Here is a 19272-nt window from a genome sequence, read left to right on the forward strand (position 1 = left end):
CTCCTAAACAACTACCTTTATAAATAATGCTAGCTCAAGCAAAATCACTGCGGGTATTCCCCATATGAATTGCCATTTTTTTGTTTTGTGTCTGAACCAGGTCATACCGAAAAAGGTTCCGATTCCACCACCTAGAAGGGTGATTGTCCAAAGCACCTTTTCAGGAATTCTCCACTTCGACTGCTTGGCCTTTTTCTTGTCCACTGCCATCACCAGCAGACCTGTGATATTGATTAGGGCTAAGTAGATTAAGATCAATACACTATTCATGTCGCTTCACCAGCTGCATGATCTGCTCGATGCTGGATGGGGTTCCCCAAACTACAAACCGGGCGATCTGCTCTTTGTCCTTATAGATATACTGGAACTTGGCGTTGTTGCCGCAACATGCGTCGTCGCTATTCAAAAGTTCCATAATCTCATTTGCTATGGGTGTGGCTTCTTGTTTATCCTTCAAATTGATGTCGATGATCGAACAGATCTGTATCCTGCTGTCAGAACGGTAGTATTCGCTGTCCATAAAGACACATAGGTCGTCTTCCTTGATATGGTCGTGTGAGACCTCCTTAAAGGGACCTCGATCACCGTTGAGATAAGCAGTCAGGTCTTCCTTCTTGACCTTCCACTGCCCTCCGATTCTAACCGCTTTGATCGCATCCGCATTGATATATCTTCTGACCGTTCTTGGACTGACATCTAATTTTTTCGCAATTTCATCTACTGTATATAAAGATTCGTTATTCATTTCTTATACCTCCTCTTACTTTTAGTATATTCCTATCCCAAAACAAAACAAGACACAATGGTCAAAAAAAGACAAAGCGGACAAATTGTCCGCTCGTTGGTCACTTAAATTCTAATGTCTTTAACCCAGAAAAATTTTTCGCCTCTTGTTCGTCTTCAATGACAAAGGCCTTGAAACGATCCTCCACACCGACCTGTTTAAAGATGTAGTTCGTTTCAAGTTTCGTGACCGCATTATGGCAAATGGCCACATATTTATCAACATGGTTTGGTAGCGATTTGAAAAGTTCAATAAAGATACGATCCACTTCAGGAGGATATTCCGACAACATATTCCTTGTGTCTCCTACTACAATCGACGCATGATGCATCTGAACCATTTCTTTAATGTCCCTTGTGAGTTCAATCGCATCTGTCAAGGTCACCTTGTCCGAATCGATTTTGAAATACACGATACCGCTTTTATAAATAACTGGATTCACCATTTGTTAGCCTCCTTTTTATAGACGCTAATTACATACCCTGCAATGCTTTTGCTCACACTTTTTTTAATCGTTTTTACATAAGCAGCTAAAATATAGGCATAATGTGCACCAGTTTGTTTTCTTTTTTGATAAGTTCGACTTCTATTCCATAGGCGGCTTTAAGATTTTCTGGAGTAAGCACCTCTTCAGGGGTGCCAGTACTCAAAACAGTTCCCTGTTTCAAGAGCACGATGAAATCGCTGAATCTAAGTGCGAAGTTAAGATCATGCATCACAGCGATGACCGTCTTATTCGCTTCCCTTGCATGCCTGTGAATCAGTGATACCACATCTATCTGATGATGAATGTCAAGGTAGGTGATCGGTTCGTCAAGAAGCAGTATTTGAGCATCTTGAGCGATTGCCCTTGCAAGCACAACCCGTTGCCTTTCGCCACCGCTTAAGGTATTGATCGCACGGTCCCTAAACTGATAGGTATCTGTCTGCTCCATCGCTCTTTTCACAACACCAATATCCGCTTTTGTTTCACCCTTGATTCCAGATACGTGCGGATGCCGTCCCATCATGACAACATCGAATGCGGAAAATCCGTATTCAAAATGATTGACTTGGGGCACTAGCGACATGGTCTTTGCAAGCTCCATCGCCTTGTAATCATGAATGTCCATCTCGTTCACCCAGACCGTATTTCTGCGGGTAGGAATCAGCTTAGCAATATGTTTGAGTAAGGTGGTTTTGCCAGAACCGTTGGGGCCGATGATACTTACAAAGTCACCTTTTGCAATCTTCAATTCAATCTGGTTTAAAACCGTTTCCTTGTCATAGGCAAAGGTCAGCTTATCGATCTTTATGGGGTAATTTGTCATGATAACCCTCTTTTCTTATTACGAACGATAAGGTAGATGAAATAAGGCGCACCTATCGCCGAGGTAATAATTCCAATCGGAATCTCCATCGGTATGATCGCCGTCCTTGCAACCGCATCACAGACCAGCATGAAGATACCGCCTGCGATAATGGTATAGGGAAGCAATGACCTATTGTCAGGTCCTGTGATAAGTCTCAGCATATGGGGCACGACAAGACCGACAAATCCGATGATTCCTGTAACAGCGACTGCGGCAGCTGTTGCAAGTGACGCAACCGCTAAAAGTATTTTTCTTTCCTTTTGAACATCCACTCCAAGGGACGATGCGCTTTCTTCACCTAGGGTAAGGATATTGAGCACCCTTCCCTTCAAGAGGAAGAACCCCATCGAAACCGCATAAAAGGGCAGTACGGTATAGATATGACGCCAACCGGTCGTCGACAGTGATCCATACGACCAGAATACGATCTGCTCGAGCTGGTCCCTATTGAATGTGATTAAAAGAGATAGGATCGAACTAAGGAAAAAGCTCATCGCTATCCCGGTAAGAATAAGTGTCATCACGGGCGTTTTTCCACCGGATGAGGATACGCGGTATACAATAAACGTGGTCACCAGAGCGCCTATAAATGCGGCGACACTGATACTGCTGATTCCGAACAGGCTCATCTCTAGTCCGAAGATCATCGTAGCGGCGGCTCCAAGAGCAGCTCCTGAAGATACTCCCAATACAAACGGATCAGCCATTGGGTTTCTGAAGACACTTTGATACACCGTACCCGATCCGGCAAGAAGACCTCCCACCATGATGGCAAGAAGAATCCGAGGTATTCTTAGGTTTAGGATGATGGTCTGATGCATCTTGCTGATATCATCAATGTCTATCAGATTCCCAAGTAACGGAATACGATGGGCCATCACTCTCCACGCGCCGCTGAAAGATATGTCCGCAGCGCCTAGCGTTGCAGAGAATACCGCTAACAGCACCATCGCAAGGATACCGATAGCACAGATCAAATAGATCCCTCTTCGTTTTTCATAAAAAGTCATAACCGCCACTCTCCACATCCAATAAACTTATACTTGCAGTACGTCTGATACTATCCAATAAACAGGAAAAAGGGACAGATTTGTCCCCTAGTCACCTAAAATAATTCCGGATGCAACAATTCTGCAATCGCTTTTAGTCCTTGCGCAATTCTTGGGCCCTGGATGCTAAGCAGGTCGCTGTCGATTTCAAGCACTCTACCTTCTTTTACAGCATCCAACACCTGATAATTCTCATGAGTTGAAAAACCAGCCAAGGAGTCATATTTGTCAGAGACCAGAACCACCTCTGGATTATGTTCAACGAGCTTCTCTAAACTATATACCCAGTGCTCGCCGTCTTTAGCGATATTATCGCCGCCAGCCATCGTAAGCATGTCGTTGATGAAGGTATCACCTGTCGCAGTATAATCGCTTTCACCGAAACCGACAACATAGTAGACTGATTTGGCTTCCACGCCGTCCAGAACATCCGTTACAAGTTTTACATCCGCACGCATCGAATCGATCACTGCCTCGGCATCCGCCTTGTGGTTTGTGATCAGACCTGCGTTAAGGGTAGTTTCATATACTCCTTCAAAACTCTCTTGGGCTTTTAATACGAACACTTTAATATCAAGTGCCTCAAGTTGAATCAGCACTTCTTCTTTAAACAGACTCGCTACGATAACCACATCCGGTTCAAGAGCGACGATTGATTCCACATTAGGTTCTCTGATCGTGCCGACAGAAGGCACTTCTGTCGTTTCTTGAGGATACAGACAGTAATCCGTTCTTCCAACGAGTTTGTCTCCAGCACCGACAGCATACAGCGTTTCAGTCACCGATGGAGCAAGTGAGACGATTCTCATCGGTTCTTTCTCTAGTACTACTTCCCTATCTTCCCCATCGACTATTGTCAGTGGATAAACAGTAGCTTCAGCAGTCTTTTCCTCATTTGCCGATTCGACCGCCACGTTTTCAGTTGTCTGCTGACCGATATCGGTCTCCGTAGTTTCCACTTCTTGTGTACACCCTGTGAACAACGCTGCCATCAGCATCACGCACATCATTAAAATACTTATCTTTTTCATCTTATCCTCCTGGAAATAAAAAAATAACCGCACAAAAAATGACGCGATTAATTTCAATCGTGACTCATCATTCCTCGTGATTATCAACAAATATCGGCAGGTCTCCTGACTTCACATCATCATCATTTCTACCCTTCCCGGCTTCCCAGTGGTCGTAGTTGACTCCGTGTTACAGTGGCGGGACCGCGCTGGACTTGAACCAGCTTCCCTATTAAGCATATGCACCAATATTTCATGTTATTAAGTTCACTATCAGTATATAGAGACTGCACAGATAAAGCAAACGTTTTTTAGCACAGATTCACTTGAGTTCTCCGTGCATAGGGTTAGTTTTTATACATTTTATTAGCTATCCACATAATAAAGGGCTCTATAAAGCCGATTGCACTCATTTTTGTACACATTGTCCACAAGTTACCCACAGAAATTGTGAGTAACTTATAGGGTAAATTGCCCGTTTTTCATGTGCGAAAATTCATAAACTAAGTCCATTTCTTCATAATGAAACATATTTATGCATAGGAGTGTATAAAATTCTGTTTGCATAATTGACTCACCCCGCATTTGGGATCGACAAGATGTAATCGACCGCCGCTTAAATGTTATCCTTAGTATCCACATGTTATCCACACACATTTCACAGAAACTTTCGTAAATAGAACGTATTTTCGCCCTTGCAATTACATCAATCTATCGCTCCATCGCTAATACCCTCACTTCGTTTATACACAGCTTATCCACATGCCTGTTAATTCTCATTTTTCAGAATATACACGCATAACAAAATACCGATGTCAATACTCTAGAAAAAAAAACTAAAATGAAAATGCATAAAAAGTGTGGCGCGAAACATAAGTATATGATAATATTCTAATATAGAAATGGAGGTCGACATGACAAAAGAAACAATCATCCAAGTCTATAAGGCGATCGGGCATGAGACAAGATTGAATATCCTAAAGTTTCTGTGGATAAACTCGCAACAATGCGTCTGTGAGATCCAAAAAGACTTGGAACTTGAACAATCAAACATATCACAACACCTGAGACTCTTAAAGACATCCGGAATCATTACCCATACTAAAGTAGGAAACTTCATGCATTACCGTATCAACGATCAACACGAGATGTATCCAATCATAAAGGAGGCGATTCTTCATTATGTTCGAAGCACTAGCTGATTATCTGATCATCGACCTCCTGAAGATCGAACCGGGTTTTCTTAGGGAGGCACTCCACTTTTTCGTTTATGACACGACAAAAATACTGTTCCTGCTTACTGTCATGGTTTTCATCATATCCTTCATCCGAAGTTTTGTCCAAGTGGAGCGTGTGAAAGAGCTGCTCAATAAGCAAGGCGGGTGGTATGGATACCTTATGTCGGCAACACTTGGCGTATTCAGTCCCTTCTGTTCGTGTTCGACAGTGCCTATCTTCATAGGTTTTGTGGAAGGCGGCATTCCGCTTGGCATGACGTTCACCTTCCTGCTTACAAGTCCGATAGTGAATGAAATCGCCCTATCCTTCCTTCTGATCACCTTCGGTTGGAAAATCGCACTGATCTATACCCTATCGGGAATGGTCATTGGTATCGTCAGCGGTATCATCATCGAAAAACTTGACCTTTACCACCATGTGGCACCTTATATTTTTGAAATGAACCTCCCTGAGGGACAAGTGCAGGAAAGGACCTTGAAGGACCGACTCGAATTCGCGGTTCAGAACGTCTTCGATATCATAAAACGCGTGTGGCTCTTTGTCGTCATCGGTATCGCACTCGGTGCGCTCATGCACGCGCAGGTCCCGGCAGACTGGTTCGTAAAGTATGCAAGCGCCAGCAATCCATTTGCAGTTTTCGTGGCCGTCGCAGGAGGGATTCCTCTTTACAGCAACTCCATCGGAATCATTCCTGTTGTTGAGGTGGCTATCAACAAAGGCGTCGGTCTCGGTACGGCACTAAGCTTTATGATGAGCGTCGTGGCACTGTCCTTACCAGAAATGATCCTACTTAAAAAGGTGATCAGCACAAAACTCATCGCGATTTTTGTCGGCATCACAGGATTCGGAATCCTACTTACAGGCTACCTATTCAACGCACTGACCTTATCAGGCATACTTTAAAGGAGACATATGATGAGAAAACTATCCGTACTCGGCTCAGGCTGTAAAAAATGCAACGATCTTGAAGCTAGCGTCAAGAACATAGCCGCTGCAAAACAGTGGGATGTTGAAATTGAAAAGATCACAGATTACCCGACGATTCTCGGTATGGGTGTTATTAAAACACCAGCCCTTGCGCTCGATGGGAAAATCCTCTTCAGCGGCCTCCTACCGTCTGAAAAGAAACTTGAGAAACTGCTTGAGAAGCACTTTTAGCATAAGACACTATAAAAAAACTCCTTCACGTGTGAAGGAGTTTTTCTTATTTAAAGGATTCTATCAAGCGATGCGCTGTTTTTGTGTTGGTCGCAAGTGGAATATTGTGAACATCGCAGATTCTCAAGAGGGCCAGAATGTCTGGTTCATGCGGCTGGGCAGTCAAGGGATCTCTTAAAAAGATAATCAGATCCAACTGTTCTGTGGCAGCAAGAGCACCGATCTGCTGGTCTCCACCTATAGGTCCTGACAAGAGCCTGTTCACTTCAAGTCCTGTCGCTTCTTGAATTCTTAAGCCGGTTGTACCAGTCGTATAGATCTTACAGCCGCTTAAAAAATCTGTATGGTCTATGACAAACTGGACCATCTCATCCTTCTTCTTATCATGTGCAACGAGTGCGATGTTCATCTAATTCTCCTTGAGTTTTAAGGTTGTGATCATTGCTTTGACTTTCGCTTCCTCTTCTTTTGTAAAATCCTCGCCGTTGATGAACAGAATGGTATACACTGTCGTTCCCGCGTTAAACTTATAGTAGAACATCATTCCTGCCAGCTGGCTGTCGTCAAGCAGCGCTCCATAGACTTTGCCGAACCCTTCAATATCAAGGATCTCAGTTCGTTCCACATGAATTTCATCCACCTGTGTGAGTTCCTCTTCAAGCACGGATTCATCGACCACATACGCCGCGTTCTCTTCACTTACAATTCTGATCTGCTTTCCGTCCGCCTTTTCATACGTTGTCATATGAAAGTTTTCAATGACCTCGTCATCCTTTAGTTCGTAGGCCTTCTCCATATTGAAGTTGATGTCACCTAGTGATGATGTGATGGTCTGATACTCGATGCTGTCTTTCTGACATCCGGCTAACAGCAATACTAAGATTAAAGCTCCAATTAACTTTTTCATATATGTCACCCCTTACTATTATCATACTAAAATATGGTTACAAGGTCGACATAAATTTAGCCTCTCGGAATAAAACCTGTCTTCTTGTAGACTTTTCTCAAGGTTTTTCTTGCAAGATCCTGGGCTCTGTTGGCTCCATCCGTATAGACTTCCTTCAGGTAGTCCTTATTCTTCATCAGTTCATCATAACGGTCGCGGGTGGGTCTTAAGGACTCGATGATCACTTCTGCGACTTCGGTCTTGAACTCTCCGTAACCTTTGCCTTCGAATCGACTGACGATGTCTTCCATTTTCTCGTCAGAAAGCGCGGAATAGATGGATAGCAAATTCTTAATACCAGGCTGATCATCGCTGACTTGAACGATACCGACAGAATCTGTGACAGAGCGTTTTAGTTTTCTCATAATGTCATCTGGTGAATCGACGATATAGATCGAAGCGTTGTCATTGTCATCCGATTTCGCCATCTTATTTTGAGGTTCCTGAAGACTCATGATGCGCGCACCCACTTTTGGATTGTATACCTCAGGTACGACAAAAGTCTCTGAGTAACGGTTGTTGAACCTGATTGCGATATCCCTCGCAAGCTCAAGGTGCTGTTTCTGATCGTCGCCGACAGGTACGACATCCGTCTGATACAAGAGGATATCTGCAGCCATGAGCGTAGGATACGTGAACAGACCCGCATTCAGATTTTCAACATTTTTTTTCGATTTATCCTTGTACTGCGTCATTCTGCTCAGTTCACCCATGTAGGTCATACAATTGAGCACCCAGGCAAGTTCGGCATGTTCTGGAACATGCGATTGGATGAACAAGGTGTTTTCCTTGGGGTCAAGGCCGCATGCGATGTACTGGGCAAGGCTCTCGAGTGTAAGTTTTCTAAGCATTGCCGGTTCTTGTCTTTCTGTAATCGCGTGCATATCCACCACGCAGTAAATGGCGTCAAAATCTTCCTGCATCTTCACCCAGTTGTTGATCGCTCCAATATAGTTGCCCAGGGTCAATCTACCCGATGGTTTTATGCCGCTGAAAATCCTTTTTTTAGCTTCCATGTCATCCTCACCTTTCGTATCCATTCAAAAAACAAAAAACCTTCCGTCCCGTAATGAGACGAAAGGTTCAACTTCCGTGGTACCACTCAAATTGGTCGATAGACCCACTCAAAAGCTTTAACGCAGCCATACGTCGTAAGCTACTAAATTCACCCACGCACTCCTGAGTCCATTCCAATTGGCGCATTACCAGTTCACACCACCCACTGGCTCTCTTAAAACACTACCGACTGTACTACTCTCAATCATCGTTTTACTTATTGAAAGAATTGTACACCCAAGCGTTCTTAATGTCAAGATGAGAGATTTAGGACCGCTTATAGGTCAAAGTACAACTCATACTCCTTTGGATGAGGCATGTTGTTGACTTGAGCCGCATCTTTTCTAATCGATTTTAAAATATCCCTGATCAGCGCTTCTGTGAACACATCTCCCTTCAAGAGGAAGTCATAGTCGGCTTCAAGCGCATCCGCAGCTTCTGAAAGCGAAGTAGGAAGTCCCTTGATTTTAGCCTTTTCCTCATCCGGCAGATCGAAGATGTTCACATCATACGGACCGTATTCGTTTTCAACAGGATCGATCTTGTTTTCGATACCGTCAAGCATGGCCATGAGTAGCGCGGCATTTGCAAAATAAGGGTTGCAGGTGGCATCGGATGATCTGAATTCGAATCGTTTTTCATGCGGTTTATTGGCATAGCCCGGTATTCTGATCACGGCACTTCTGTTGGCGGTCGCAAAACAGATGCTGACTGGCGCTTCATAGCCTGGAACCAGTCGTTTGTACGAGTTGGTGCTAGGATTTGTGATTCCAAGCAGGGCTGGCGCGTGTTTCAAAAGACCCCCGATGGCATAAAGAGCTGTCTGAGAAAGTCCTGAATACCCGTTCTCGTCATAGAAGACAGGCTCGCCTTCCTTAAAGAGATGCATATGCACGTGCATGCCGTTTCCAGCTTCTTTATAAAAAGGCTTAGGCATGAACGTTACCGTCTTGCCGGCTCTGATCGCAGCGTTTTTCACTACGTATTTAAGGAGCATGGAACGGTCTGCCATCTTAAAGCTGTCCCCGAAGCTCAGCTCGATTTCAAGCTGACCAGGACCGCCCACCTCTGGGTGATGGTATTTTACAGGCACATCCAACTCCTCGAGAAGCAGCGCCATTTCGTTTCTTAAGTCATAGTTCACATCATAAGGTAGATCCACATGATATCCGCCCTTGTGACGCACCTTGTAACCTAGGTTTTTAGTCTCTCCTTGCCCTGTGTTCCACTCCGCCTGTTCCGCATCAAGGTCGATGCAAGTAAAGTGGGGGGTAATCTGGTAAGAGAAATGATCCAGGATATGAAACTCGAACTCAGGACCAAAACTTGAAGTGTCGGCGATTCCGGTCTTTTTCATATAGCCTTCTGCTTTTTCGGAGATGAATCTAGGGTCGCCTTCGAATCTGTGAATGCCACCGGCTAAATTGTATATATTGGATACAAATACGAGTGTCTTCTCTTTAGTGAACGGATCGATAAATCCCGTGCTTAGATCAGGAATAAATACCATGTCCGATTTTTCAACAGTCTTAAAACCATAGCTAGAACCGTCAAACCCGATTCCGCTGTTCATCACCCCTTCATCCATTTTTTGAGAAAGTATCGTCAGATGATGCCACCTTCCGGCCAGGTCTACTACTTTAAAATCAACAAGTTTAACTTCTTGTTCTTTGATAAATGCTTGGACTTCCTGTAAGTTCTTAAACACGTCTTATCCCCCTGTTATTCAGAGATAGGCACCTGCCCATTCTCCTTAAGCGTTGATAACGCCAAATACGTGTATGTATTGCGCGCATAATCGTTTATACCGTCTACAAGGTGTTCCAAATGGTCTGCATCTTTCACCATTACTTTTATCAAAAAGCAAGTGTTTCCAGTCACTTTATGGCATTCTGTCACTTCTGGAAGAGCGGTAAGCCTATCACCCATTTCTTTGATGCCTATGTCACCGACAGGAATCGTGATAAAAGCAGTCAATCCGTATCCGACAGCCTTCTGGTTGATGATCGCCGCATAACTCTCTATCACGCCTTCATCCTCTAGCTTTTTCACACGCTCTTTTGTAGCAGTCGTCGATAACCCGATTTTTCTACCCAGTTCAGCTGTCGAAATTCGACCGTCTCTCTGTAGGAGCGAAAGTATTTGTAAATCAAATTGGTCCATTTGGTCTTCCTCCATTTTCATTTTAATCTTAATCTTCTGATTATTCAAGCTATTTCAGTTGAATGAACACTATATAAATTATTTTATAGTTAAATCGCTTATTGACACCGTTTTCATTCAGTTAATAGAACTTATGTGGTCTTTCGATGCGCCTGTGCTGCTAATCTCCATTATACTACTAACATATGCTATAATAAGGCATGAATCAACAGGAGGAAGTAAGAATGATCAATATTTATTGCGATGGAGGCTGCTCCGGTAATCAATCCGATACCAATATCGGCGGATGGGGAGCCGTCCTTGAGTACAAGGGAACCGTCAAGGAGCTTAAAGGTGGGGAGCTCAACACCACCAATAACCGTATGGAGATGACCGCCTTGATTGAAGCACTTAAGTCGATAAAGAATACAGACATGAATGTAAGCGTCTATTCAGACAGTGCCTACATCATCAACTGTTTCCACCAGAAATGGTATGTGAACTGGCAAAGAAACGGATGGAAGAACAGTAAGAAGGCACCTGTGGAAAACAAGGATTTATGGGAAGAGATGCTTCTACTTGTCGAAAGGCACCCGAAAGTGAACTTCTTTAAAGTGAAGGGTCACATCGACATCGACGATACCGCCTCAATAAAAAAATGGCATGCCAAGTTTAAAAAAGATTATGGCTTCGACATGCCGATCGAAGCCTACACGCAAGGCATCATCTACAACAATAGGGCGGATGAGCTTGCCAATGAAGCGATGGACGAACTAAGATAAAAGGACATGTGGCCAGGAAGGTTTAATCTTCCTAGTCGCATGTCCTTTTTTATCGCATAAAATATATTATGAAACCTGATACTGCTCTGCCTGGGCCTTCCACAAGGTTCGGTAGTAGATATTGTCTTCCAGTAGCCTTTCATGACGATCAAAGCCTACCACTCTTCCCTCTTTGATCACCAGTACCTTATCCGCTCTTTTTACAGACGCCAAGCGATGGGTGACGATAATTGCGGTCTTCCCGCCAATAGAATCAAAAAACATATCGTAAAGTCTGGCTTCCTCGATGGGGTCGATCGCAGAGGTCGGTTCATCCAGAATGATGATCTGGGATTCCCTGTTCATCGCACGGGCGATTGCCACCCTTTGCCACTGACCGCCTGATAGGTCAGTCCCGCCAAGTTCTTTTGACAATAGGGTATCAAGGCCATTTTCCAATGTAGTGGATATGCAATCGATGCCATACCTTTCAAGATGAAGTTCATTGATGTCACTCATCGAAACACCTTTTAAAGAGCCTAGCTCAAGGTTCTCTTTAAGCGTCATCGGATACCTTGCGTAATTTTGTCCAACTACCGTGACATAGCAGTGGTTATGAATCGACTCTGTCTTAAGGTCGTTGTGAAGTACTGCACCAGTTGTCGGGAGATAGACTCCGGATAAAAGCTTTGTAAGGGTGGTTTTTCCAGAACCGTTCTCACCGACTACAGCGATTTTCTCACCTGCTCTGATTGTCAGACTTACGTTTTCAAGGGCAAATCCATTAGAGTTCGGATAGCTGAATCCGACTTTCTCAAACGTCAATCGGCTTATCGCTTCCATACTTTCATCCGATTTGTATCGAATCGGCGTTTTAAAGGCATTCAGCAAATGTGTCACTTGACCCAGGTTCTTTGCGGCACTACCAAATCGCCAGATCACAAGACTCTCAAAACTTGCAAACATGTCATCGGTTGCAGCGAGTACGGCAGCAAATGCTCCGACACCGATTCTGCCGATTGTCAGCTCATGGTAGGCAAGCCATAACACGCCGCCATAGCCTATTAGGGTGATCAGTTTTCCAGCAGCCTGAACCTTTGCCGACTTCAGATCGGTATTCCACTTGACTTGCTTCATGCCCTTTAGCGCATCTTTCATTTTTGCTATAAAGTAGATGGACGCCCCAAGCCCCCTTGTCTCCTTTGCCATACTCTTTTGACAGATCGCGTCCTCATAGTGTTTCGCTTTTCTTCTTAAAGGTGAAACCTGATCCTCCAAATGAGCATACTGCCTTACTCTCAGCATCTGGGCTAAGACCACGGGAATAAAGATCATGGGGAGCACAAAGGCAAGAACTGGGCTTAAGCTGTACAGATAGATTCCTAAGAAGAGATACTGGGGCAGGTAATATAGAAAGACGTCATTGAGTACGTTGACATAGCGTATGGCATGTCTGATCCCCTCATATGCCTTTTCGACTTCTTCAAGGAGATGCACATCTTCAAAGTCAAGCGCGTTTCTCTTAAAAGTGATTTCATTCAGTTTTTTTGTCAGGTGCTCTTTTGCGATGGTATCGTAGGTTTCACCCAGAAACATGTCAACACCGCTGATCACCTCGTGAAGAACCTTCATGACACCTAAAAGCAGTAGGCCGATCATTAACTCCTTAAGACTTGAGGCTCCGCCGGGAAGCTTCGAAACCGTCTCAAACACTTTAGAAAAAACGTAGATGCCAGCGGCGAACAGTCCTCCATCGATCATGAAAAAGAGATTGGCAAGCCAGAAGCGTCTTGGATTTGCAGCGGCGACCATCTTAAAGAGTCTAAGGGATTTCTTCACGGATTCCTTTATGGATTTAAGCAATATCATGATACCAGCTCCTTTGAGTATTGTACATGCCGGCGTAGATTCCTTCTTCTGCCATCAGCTCCTCATGGGTGCCATGCTCGACAATCGCCCCCTCCTCAAGTACTAGGATTTCATCGGCGATGCTCGCCGCGGCGAGGCGATGGGTGACCAATATGCTTGTTTTGTCTTTGCTCAGCCTCTCAAACTGTTCATACAACTCCCGTTCCACTAATGGGTCGAGCGCGGCAGTTGGCTCATCCAAAATCTGAATCGGCCTGTTTTGAAGGAGAACCCGTAAAATAGCGATTTTTTGCCATAACCCTCCTGATAACTCCACTCCATCTTTTTCAAGTTTACCTAGATGGGTATCCAGTCCAAAGGGCAATGAGGCGAACCAGTCCTCCATTTTCAGATCCCTTAGGGCCTGAAGAAAAGATTGCTTGTTCTCATCCAGCTCGACACCTGCCAGTTTAAGCTGTTCTCTAAGCGTCAGATGATAGGCGGTGAAATCCTGATGCACGATTCCAAAATAAGCCCTGAGTTCATCCTTATTCATTTCTGATATGGACTTGCCCCCAACCATGACGCTCCCCTCAAACTCATCATAAAGACCTGTCAAAAGCTTGATGAGTGTAGATTTTCCAGCTCCATTCGCTCCTACGACAGCATAGGTTTTGCCCGGTTCCAAGCTAAAGTCGATCCCCTTTAGAATCGGACCCGTCGTACTCGGGTACTTGAAGCTCACCTTATCAAAAGAGATCCTCCGACTTTCAGAATCATGTCGTAGGGGCTGCAATGAGTCAATCTCCTTGTCGTAGTTGTAAAACCGGTTCAAATCGGCGACCAGCAAACGATATTTGCTATAATCCTTCACATTGACGATCAGTTCCCACGACAACACATCAACCAGCTTGAAGACAGCTGTAATCAGCCCGATATATAACCCCGGGCTCATACTCCTATCCGCCACTGACGGCGCCAGTAGAAATGCGATCGACATGGAGAAGAAGATCACCGCCAAAGAGGAGCTTTTCATCCTCACAAAGTTTTGCAGTGTGACCTTATAGTCGATTCGTCTCGCTTCAGTAAAGGATTCCTGCCATTTTTTATTGATAAAATCACCAAAGGAGAAAATGACACGCTCATAAGCATGTTCTCTCGAGCTTAAGATATTGCGGTAGATATCCGCTTTTCTAAATAGCTTTGTACTTTGCTCGTAGGCGTCATAGACCCGTTTTCCACCTTTGAAGGCTACGATCAGAAGGGGTAGTGAGATGACTCCGATCACAAGTGTCATCACGACGGTCTGCTGATATAGGACAACAAACATACTCGCGATTTTGAGCATGTATGTCAGCAGATTCAATCCGTTGATGTAGGATAGCTGGATCTTCTCGTGAATATCCTCTTTAATGCGCTTCAGCTGGTCATAGGTGGCGGCATGTTCAAAGTACTCATACTTGATTCTCGAACAGTGCTCTACGATATCCGGTGTCAGCGTCACACTCAGTTTTAACCCTAGAGCGTCCTTTAAGAGATCAAAGCTCTGTTCAAGGGCCCAGGCCGTACCGATCAGCCCTATCATGGCGCACAGTGCAAGAAGCATTTCTCTTGTATCGCCGCCACGGCTCTTTATCGCAGTATCGATGAACCATGCGCTAAGGTATACCGTCGCGACGGGTACTGCTGATAACATCACCCTGATCACCAACATCAAACTGCTGGTCAGAGGCGCGTATCCAAATACAAGTTTAGGTGTAGTGACTTCACGTTTCATTTTATCCCCCAAAGCATTTTATTACTCTAAAATTGAACTACTCTTCTAAGATATGGCATCGAAGTGGAAGTGTCAATATCTTCAGACAAGTTGACTCGCGTCGGTTCAAGAATAAAAAAAACAGGTGAATCATAGATTCACCTGCCTTATCCTATCTTTTTATTCAAAGAATGATTCACGCATGTTCTTGATCGCCGACAAGAGAGGCGCGTTCGCGGTCTTACCAAGCCCGCAGAAGGAAACCTCTTTCATGAGTCTCGCATACTTTTCCGCTTTTGCGATCAGCGCGTCATCGTGCTCGCCATGTGCGATTCTTCCTAAGATATGTGTGATCTGTCTGTTTCCTTCCCTACAAGGCGTGCATTTACCACAGCTCTCATCTAAGAAGAACTCATATACCGTTTCGAGATAGTCCACTAAACGGACCGATTCGTCCGCAACCACGATGGCACCAGAACCGACATCGAAACCATGTTCCCAAAGTTCTTGATAGCACAGTCTCAAATCGAACTCATGAGCCGGAACGATAGGACCTGACGCTCCGCCTATCTGTAAAAACTTAGGCTTGGCTCCGTCCTTCATCCCGCCGCAAAGCTCGTTAATAATATCATTAAGACTCGCACCGAATTCTACCTCAAAGGCACCAGGTTTGTTAACTTTACCACTAACAGAGATCACTTTTGTTCCAATCGAATCCGGTGTTCCCAGTTTCATGTACTTCTCTACGCCGAATTCTAGCACCGCAGGAATCGCAGCCAAGGTCTCGACGTTCATGACAAGTGTCGGTAGCTGGAACAGTCCACGCACCTTCGTATAAGGTGGTTTCTTTCTCGGTTTTCCAGGGTTTCCTTCAATCGACTCGATCAAGGCCCCGCCTTCGCCGCAAACATATGCTCCAGCTCCCGAGAAGACTTCAAGTGAAAAGTTGAAACCCGATCCTTTGATATTCGTGCCTAAATAACCAGCCTCTTGTGTTTTTTGAATCGCATTGTGCAGCAGCCCGTGTAAATGGAAGTACTCTTCCCTCACATAGATATAACCGTCTGTAGCGTCTGCGACAAGGGCACTTATAAGCATGCCCTCTACAATGCTGTAGGGATCGAATTCAATGAACTGACGGTCCTTATAGGTTCCAGGTTCGCCTTCATCGGCGTTACAGATGATATATTTCTTCTCTCCAGGCACCACTTTTGATTGCTCAAGTTTGATTCCTGTAGGATAGCCCGCACCGCCTCTGCCTCTTATTCCTGATTTTTTGATGTCTTCGATCACATCCTCGGATTTTCGGTTGAGACAATTCTCAAATTGCTTGAAACCACCAAGTGAGATATAACCCTCGATCGACATCGGATCGTATTCCTTAAACTTCTTTGTGAGTATCCTTTGTGTTTTAACAGCCATCCTATCGCCCCCTTATTTCGCTTAAAATCGTAGCGACTTTTTCGTGTGTAAGGTTGCCATGTACTGTTTTATCAATTCGAATAGCCGGTGATACATCGCAAGCTCCAATACATTCGGTATACTCCAGTGAGAACATCTGGTCATCTGTTACCTGACCCACTTTAATTCCTAAATGCTCTTCTAGACTATCACGAATATTTTGGTAACCGTTCACTAGACATGCTGTGCTCTTACAGATCTGAATGACGTGTTTGCCTCTTGGCTCTGTAGATAGCGATGAAAAGAACGAAATTACCGCCGAAACATGAGCGAGTGTCACATTGAGTTTCGATGCTATATAGCTTGCCACCTCTTGTGAGATATAGTGGTAGGGGCTAAGCTCTTGCGCCTCTTGAAGAATGGGCAAAAGATGTGACTCATTGTTTCCATGAGCTTCACAAATAGCGTCGACTTGTTGACAAGTTTCTCTTGTAAATGTCACTAATCAAATCCTCCTTTTCCTTTATCGGTTCCCTTTGGTATAATAGCAATAGGGAACGTTAATTTGTGGACAATATCAGTGTATCACAATTGACAGAATAGTCGAACAATTGTTACTATTTTAACATCTAATTTTATACGAGGTGAAATGATGCGAGAAACTCTTTACACAGAAGCAGTGGAATTAGTAAAAAACCGTCAATACCAACAAGCGGTAGATTCGATCAAAGAAATACTTGAAGCAGAACTGCAAGACGATGTGCACTATAAGGCTTTAAAGCTATATGCAGACCTGATCGGACCGATTGCCAACAAAGATTATATCGCCGCAATCGACATGTACCAGAGCATCATCAACGAAACCGAAAACGACGACCTATACGCCCAAAGCCAAATCGCGATACTTAACGCCTACCTTAGCCTAAGCATCGACATGATGGACGCCTACGAAAGCACAAGAGACGTCATCGAAACCGACGACGACAGCGCCAACGACTTCATGCAACAGCTCGACCAAAGAAGAGAAGACTTCCTAACCGCCCGAGCAGAAGCCGTTTATAAAAAAAGGATGTAGCACGAACGTACCCCAGTTCGTGCCGCCCCTACGGCAAAGCAGCTCGTCTTTCAGGTGCTGAAGAGTAGCTTCAATCTCTCAAAGCCCTAAAGCCTCAGAACGTACCCCAGTTCGTGCCGCCTCCATGGCAAAGCAGCTCGTCTTCCAGGTGCTGAAGAATGGCTCAAATCTAAAAAACAAAAGACAGTTCGCAAGAACTGTCTTTTTTATCTTCTATCTTCCAATCACCTAATACCCCAACACCTTGATAAAATCAACATAAGGGTCTTCAGTCCCCTGCATCAGCGAAGGTTGGCTCTTTAAACGAACAATATGCTCCACCATCTGCGCACTGATTTTCTCGCCTGGTGTCACAATCGGTATTCCAGGCGGATAGGTCATGATCGACTCGCCGCTGATCTCACCAACGGCATCTTCAAGCGCGACCACGTGCTTGGTCGCATAATAGGCATCCCGTGGAGAAACGATCACTTGAGGATTTGTAAGCGTCGCCGTATAAAGTATCACCGGCTCGCTTTTTCGTCTGTTGAGTGCAATATCTTCAAGTGCGTCTACAAGCGCGCTCAAACTCTCTTTTGTATCGCCTAAGCTGACGATTGCTAGAATATTGTACATGTCCGCCATTTCAATCTGAATATTATAGTGCTCAAAGAGCATGTCATATACTTCAAAACCTGTGAGCCCTAGCTGAGCGACATTAACACCTAGTTTTGTCGTGTCAAATGCGAACACACCGGGATGACCGATCTGGTCTGGTCCAAAGGCATATAATCCTTCGATTCCCTCTATTCTCACACGAGCCTCTTCACATAACTTCAAAATGTTACTGATTCGCTCCTCCCCCTCTGTCGCCAGCTGAGCCCTTGCGATATCAAGACTAGCCATCAGAAGGTAGGATGCCGAAGTCGTCTGAGTCAGACTAAGTGTGGTCTTGACCTTGCTGTGCGCGATTCTCTCTTCATTCAACAAAAGGATAGAGCTTTGTGTTAAAGATCCTCCTGTCTTATGAAGGCTGACAGCGCTCATGTCGGCACCAAGCTTCATTGCCGATTGAGGTACGTCGGGATGAAAATGAAAATGTGCTCCGTGCGCTTCATCGACAAGCACCATCATATTGTACTGGTGGGCAAACCTGATGATCTCCTTGAGATCCGATGCAGCTCCATAATAAGTAGGGTTGATGATGAACACCGCCGCCGCTTCAGGGTTGTCCGCGATGGTCTGCTTGATGTCTTCAAGTTCGACACTCATGGCTATTCCAAGCTGCTCGTCAATCTGGGGCTGAACATAAATCGGTATCGCACCCGATAGGATAAGCGCCGAAGTCGCCGACTTGTGACAGTTTCTTGGCAAAATCACCTTATCCCCCGGTTCACAGACACTCATGATCATCGCTTGTATACCTGCCGAGGTACCATTGACAAGGAAATATGCCCTATCTGCTCCAAATGCCTCTGCTGCAAGTGCTTCGGCTTCCTTGATCACACCGATCGGATTGGATAGGTTATCTAGACAAGGCATCGAGTTCACATCGAGCTCAAACATCTTATCTCCGTAATATTCCCTCATCTTTTCAAGACCCTTGCCATGCTTGTGCCCGGGAACATCAAAAGGAATCACTTTTCTCTCATCGTATGCTTTGAGTGCGTCAAATAGAGGTGTTGCCAGTTGTTTATTCAAATCATGTCACCTTCT

Annotated in this window: 21 protein-coding genes, 1 riboswitch and 1 other annotated feature; of the genes, 5 read left to right on the forward strand and 16 right to left on the reverse strand. The window is 44.7% G+C overall.

Features of this window, described 5'->3' with window-relative positions; genetic code table 11:
- Positions 1-3: 3 nt before the first annotated feature.
- The 6 genes from DWB64_RS05385 to DWB64_RS05410 form a co-directional block, all read right to left on the reverse strand.
- The gene (locus tag DWB64_RS05385) at positions 4-270 is read right to left on the reverse strand and encodes a DUF1294 domain-containing protein (protein WP_129487174.1); all 267 of its coding nucleotides are present in this window, start codon (positions 268-270) and stop codon (positions 4-6) included.
- Entirely contained in the window at positions 263-745 is a 483-nt protein-coding gene (locus DWB64_RS05390) for a helix-turn-helix domain-containing protein (protein WP_129487175.1), read from the reverse strand. Before DWB64_RS05390 ends, DWB64_RS05385 begins: the two co-directional genes overlap by 8 nt.
- Before the next feature lie 100 nt (positions 746-845).
- On the reverse strand, positions 846-1229 hold the full coding sequence (locus tag DWB64_RS05395; RefSeq protein WP_129487176.1) for a hypothetical protein: 384 nt from the start codon (positions 1227-1229) through the stop codon (positions 846-848).
- Between the two features lie 85 nt (positions 1230-1314).
- A complete protein-coding gene (locus DWB64_RS05400; RefSeq protein ID WP_129487177.1) occupies positions 1315-2094 on the reverse strand; it encodes an ABC transporter ATP-binding protein in 780 nt (259 codons plus the stop codon).
- Positions 2091-3146, reverse strand: a complete 1056-nt coding sequence (locus DWB64_RS05405; protein ID WP_164980246.1) for an iron ABC transporter permease — start codon at positions 3144-3146, stop codon at positions 2091-2093. Before DWB64_RS05405 ends, DWB64_RS05400 begins: the two co-directional genes overlap by 4 nt.
- Before the next feature lie 95 nt (positions 3147-3241).
- Positions 3242-4216: an ABC transporter substrate-binding protein gene (locus DWB64_RS05410; protein WP_129487179.1), complete on the reverse strand. Its 975-nt coding sequence runs from the start codon at positions 4214-4216 to the stop codon at positions 3242-3244.
- Positions 4217-4293: 77 nt separating this feature from the next.
- Positions 4294-4460, reverse strand: a riboswitch (cobalamin riboswitch).
- Between the two features lie 649 nt (positions 4461-5109).
- Here DWB64_RS05410 and DWB64_RS05415 point away from each other — a divergent pair.
- The 3 genes from DWB64_RS05415 to DWB64_RS05425 are packed head-to-tail and all read left to right on the forward strand — an operon-like array spanning position 5110 to position 6592.
- Positions 5110-5397, forward strand: coding sequence for a helix-turn-helix transcriptional regulator (locus DWB64_RS05415; protein WP_164980247.1), 288 nt, complete (start codon positions 5110-5112; stop codon positions 5395-5397).
- Positions 5378-6337, forward strand: a complete 960-nt coding sequence (locus DWB64_RS05420) for a permease (RefSeq protein ID WP_129487181.1) — start codon at positions 5378-5380, stop codon at positions 6335-6337. The genes DWB64_RS05415 and DWB64_RS05420 overlap by 20 nt, the downstream gene beginning before the upstream one ends.
- 12 nt (positions 6338-6349) lie before the next feature.
- Positions 6350-6592 carry a thioredoxin family protein gene (locus DWB64_RS05425; protein WP_206736646.1) on the forward strand — a complete coding sequence of 81 codons (243 nt, stop codon included), beginning with the start codon at positions 6350-6352 and terminating at the stop codon, positions 6590-6592.
- 46 nt (positions 6593-6638) lie between these two features.
- On the opposite strand, the gene DWB64_RS05430 is transcribed toward DWB64_RS05425, so the two are convergent.
- The 5 genes from DWB64_RS05430 to DWB64_RS05450 form a co-directional block, all read right to left on the reverse strand.
- On the reverse strand, positions 6639-7001 hold the full coding sequence (locus DWB64_RS05430; protein WP_129487183.1) for a methylglyoxal synthase: 363 nt from the start codon (positions 6999-7001) through the stop codon (positions 6639-6641).
- Positions 7002-7499, reverse strand: a complete 498-nt coding sequence (locus DWB64_RS05435; RefSeq protein WP_129487184.1) for a hypothetical protein — start codon at positions 7497-7499, stop codon at positions 7002-7004.
- A gap of 56 nt (positions 7500-7555) precedes the next feature.
- Positions 7556-8554 (reverse strand): tryptophan--tRNA ligase, encoded by a 999-nt coding sequence (gene trpS / locus DWB64_RS05440; RefSeq protein ID WP_129487185.1) that lies wholly within the window; start codon positions 8552-8554, stop codon positions 7556-7558.
- A 51-nt stretch (positions 8555-8605) separates the two neighbouring features.
- Positions 8606-8812: a binding site (T-box leader), on the reverse strand.
- Between the two features lie 59 nt (positions 8813-8871).
- The gene (gene glnA / locus DWB64_RS05445; RefSeq protein WP_129487186.1) at positions 8872-10302 is read right to left on the reverse strand and encodes a type I glutamate--ammonia ligase; all 1431 of its coding nucleotides are present in this window, start codon (positions 10300-10302) and stop codon (positions 8872-8874) included.
- 14 nt (positions 10303-10316) lie between these two features.
- Positions 10317-10757, reverse strand: a complete 441-nt coding sequence (locus DWB64_RS05450; RefSeq protein ID WP_164980248.1) for an Lrp/AsnC family transcriptional regulator — start codon at positions 10755-10757, stop codon at positions 10317-10319.
- A gap of 224 nt (positions 10758-10981) precedes the next feature.
- Between DWB64_RS05450 and DWB64_RS05455 the strand changes: the two genes are divergently transcribed.
- Positions 10982-11518 (forward strand): ribonuclease H, encoded by a 537-nt coding sequence (locus tag DWB64_RS05455; RefSeq protein ID WP_243118950.1) that lies wholly within the window; start codon positions 10982-10984, stop codon positions 11516-11518.
- Positions 11519-11584: 66 nt separating this feature from the next.
- On the opposite strand, the gene DWB64_RS05460 is transcribed toward DWB64_RS05455, so the two are convergent.
- The 4 genes from DWB64_RS05460 to DWB64_RS05475 all read right to left on the reverse strand — a co-directional run bounded on the left by DWB64_RS05460 (position 11585) and on the right by DWB64_RS05475 (position 17004).
- On the reverse strand, positions 11585-13366 hold the full coding sequence (locus DWB64_RS05460) for an ABC transporter ATP-binding protein (RefSeq protein ID WP_129487189.1): 1782 nt from the start codon (positions 13364-13366) through the stop codon (positions 11585-11587).
- Entirely contained in the window at positions 13353-15122 is a 1770-nt protein-coding gene (locus DWB64_RS05465) for an ABC transporter ATP-binding protein (protein WP_129487190.1), read from the reverse strand. Before DWB64_RS05465 ends, DWB64_RS05460 begins: the two co-directional genes overlap by 14 nt.
- 159 nt (positions 15123-15281) lie before the next feature.
- A complete protein-coding gene (locus DWB64_RS05470; RefSeq protein ID WP_129487191.1) occupies positions 15282-16523 on the reverse strand; it encodes an NADH-quinone oxidoreductase subunit F in 1242 nt (413 codons plus the stop codon).
- 1 nt (position 16524) lies between these two features.
- Positions 16525-17004, reverse strand: coding sequence for an NAD(P)H-dependent oxidoreductase subunit E (locus tag DWB64_RS05475; protein ID WP_129487192.1), 480 nt, complete (start codon positions 17002-17004; stop codon positions 16525-16527).
- A 147-nt stretch (positions 17005-17151) separates the two neighbouring features.
- Here DWB64_RS05475 and DWB64_RS05480 point away from each other — a divergent pair, with 147 nt between their 5' ends.
- A complete protein-coding gene (locus DWB64_RS05480) occupies positions 17152-17577 on the forward strand; it encodes a hypothetical protein (RefSeq protein WP_129487193.1) in 426 nt (141 codons plus the stop codon).
- A 228-nt stretch (positions 17578-17805) separates the two neighbouring features.
- Here the strand turns inward: DWB64_RS05480 and DWB64_RS05485 are convergent, their stop codons facing one another.
- Positions 17806-19257, reverse strand: coding sequence for an aminotransferase class I/II-fold pyridoxal phosphate-dependent enzyme (locus tag DWB64_RS05485; RefSeq protein ID WP_129487194.1), 1452 nt, complete (start codon positions 19255-19257; stop codon positions 17806-17808).
- Positions 19258-19272 lie beyond the last annotated feature (15 nt).

The sequence above is a fragment of the Fusibacter sp. A1 genome, from assembly GCF_004125825.1.
Lineage (GTDB): Bacteria > Bacillota > Clostridia > Peptostreptococcales > Acidaminobacteraceae > QQWI01.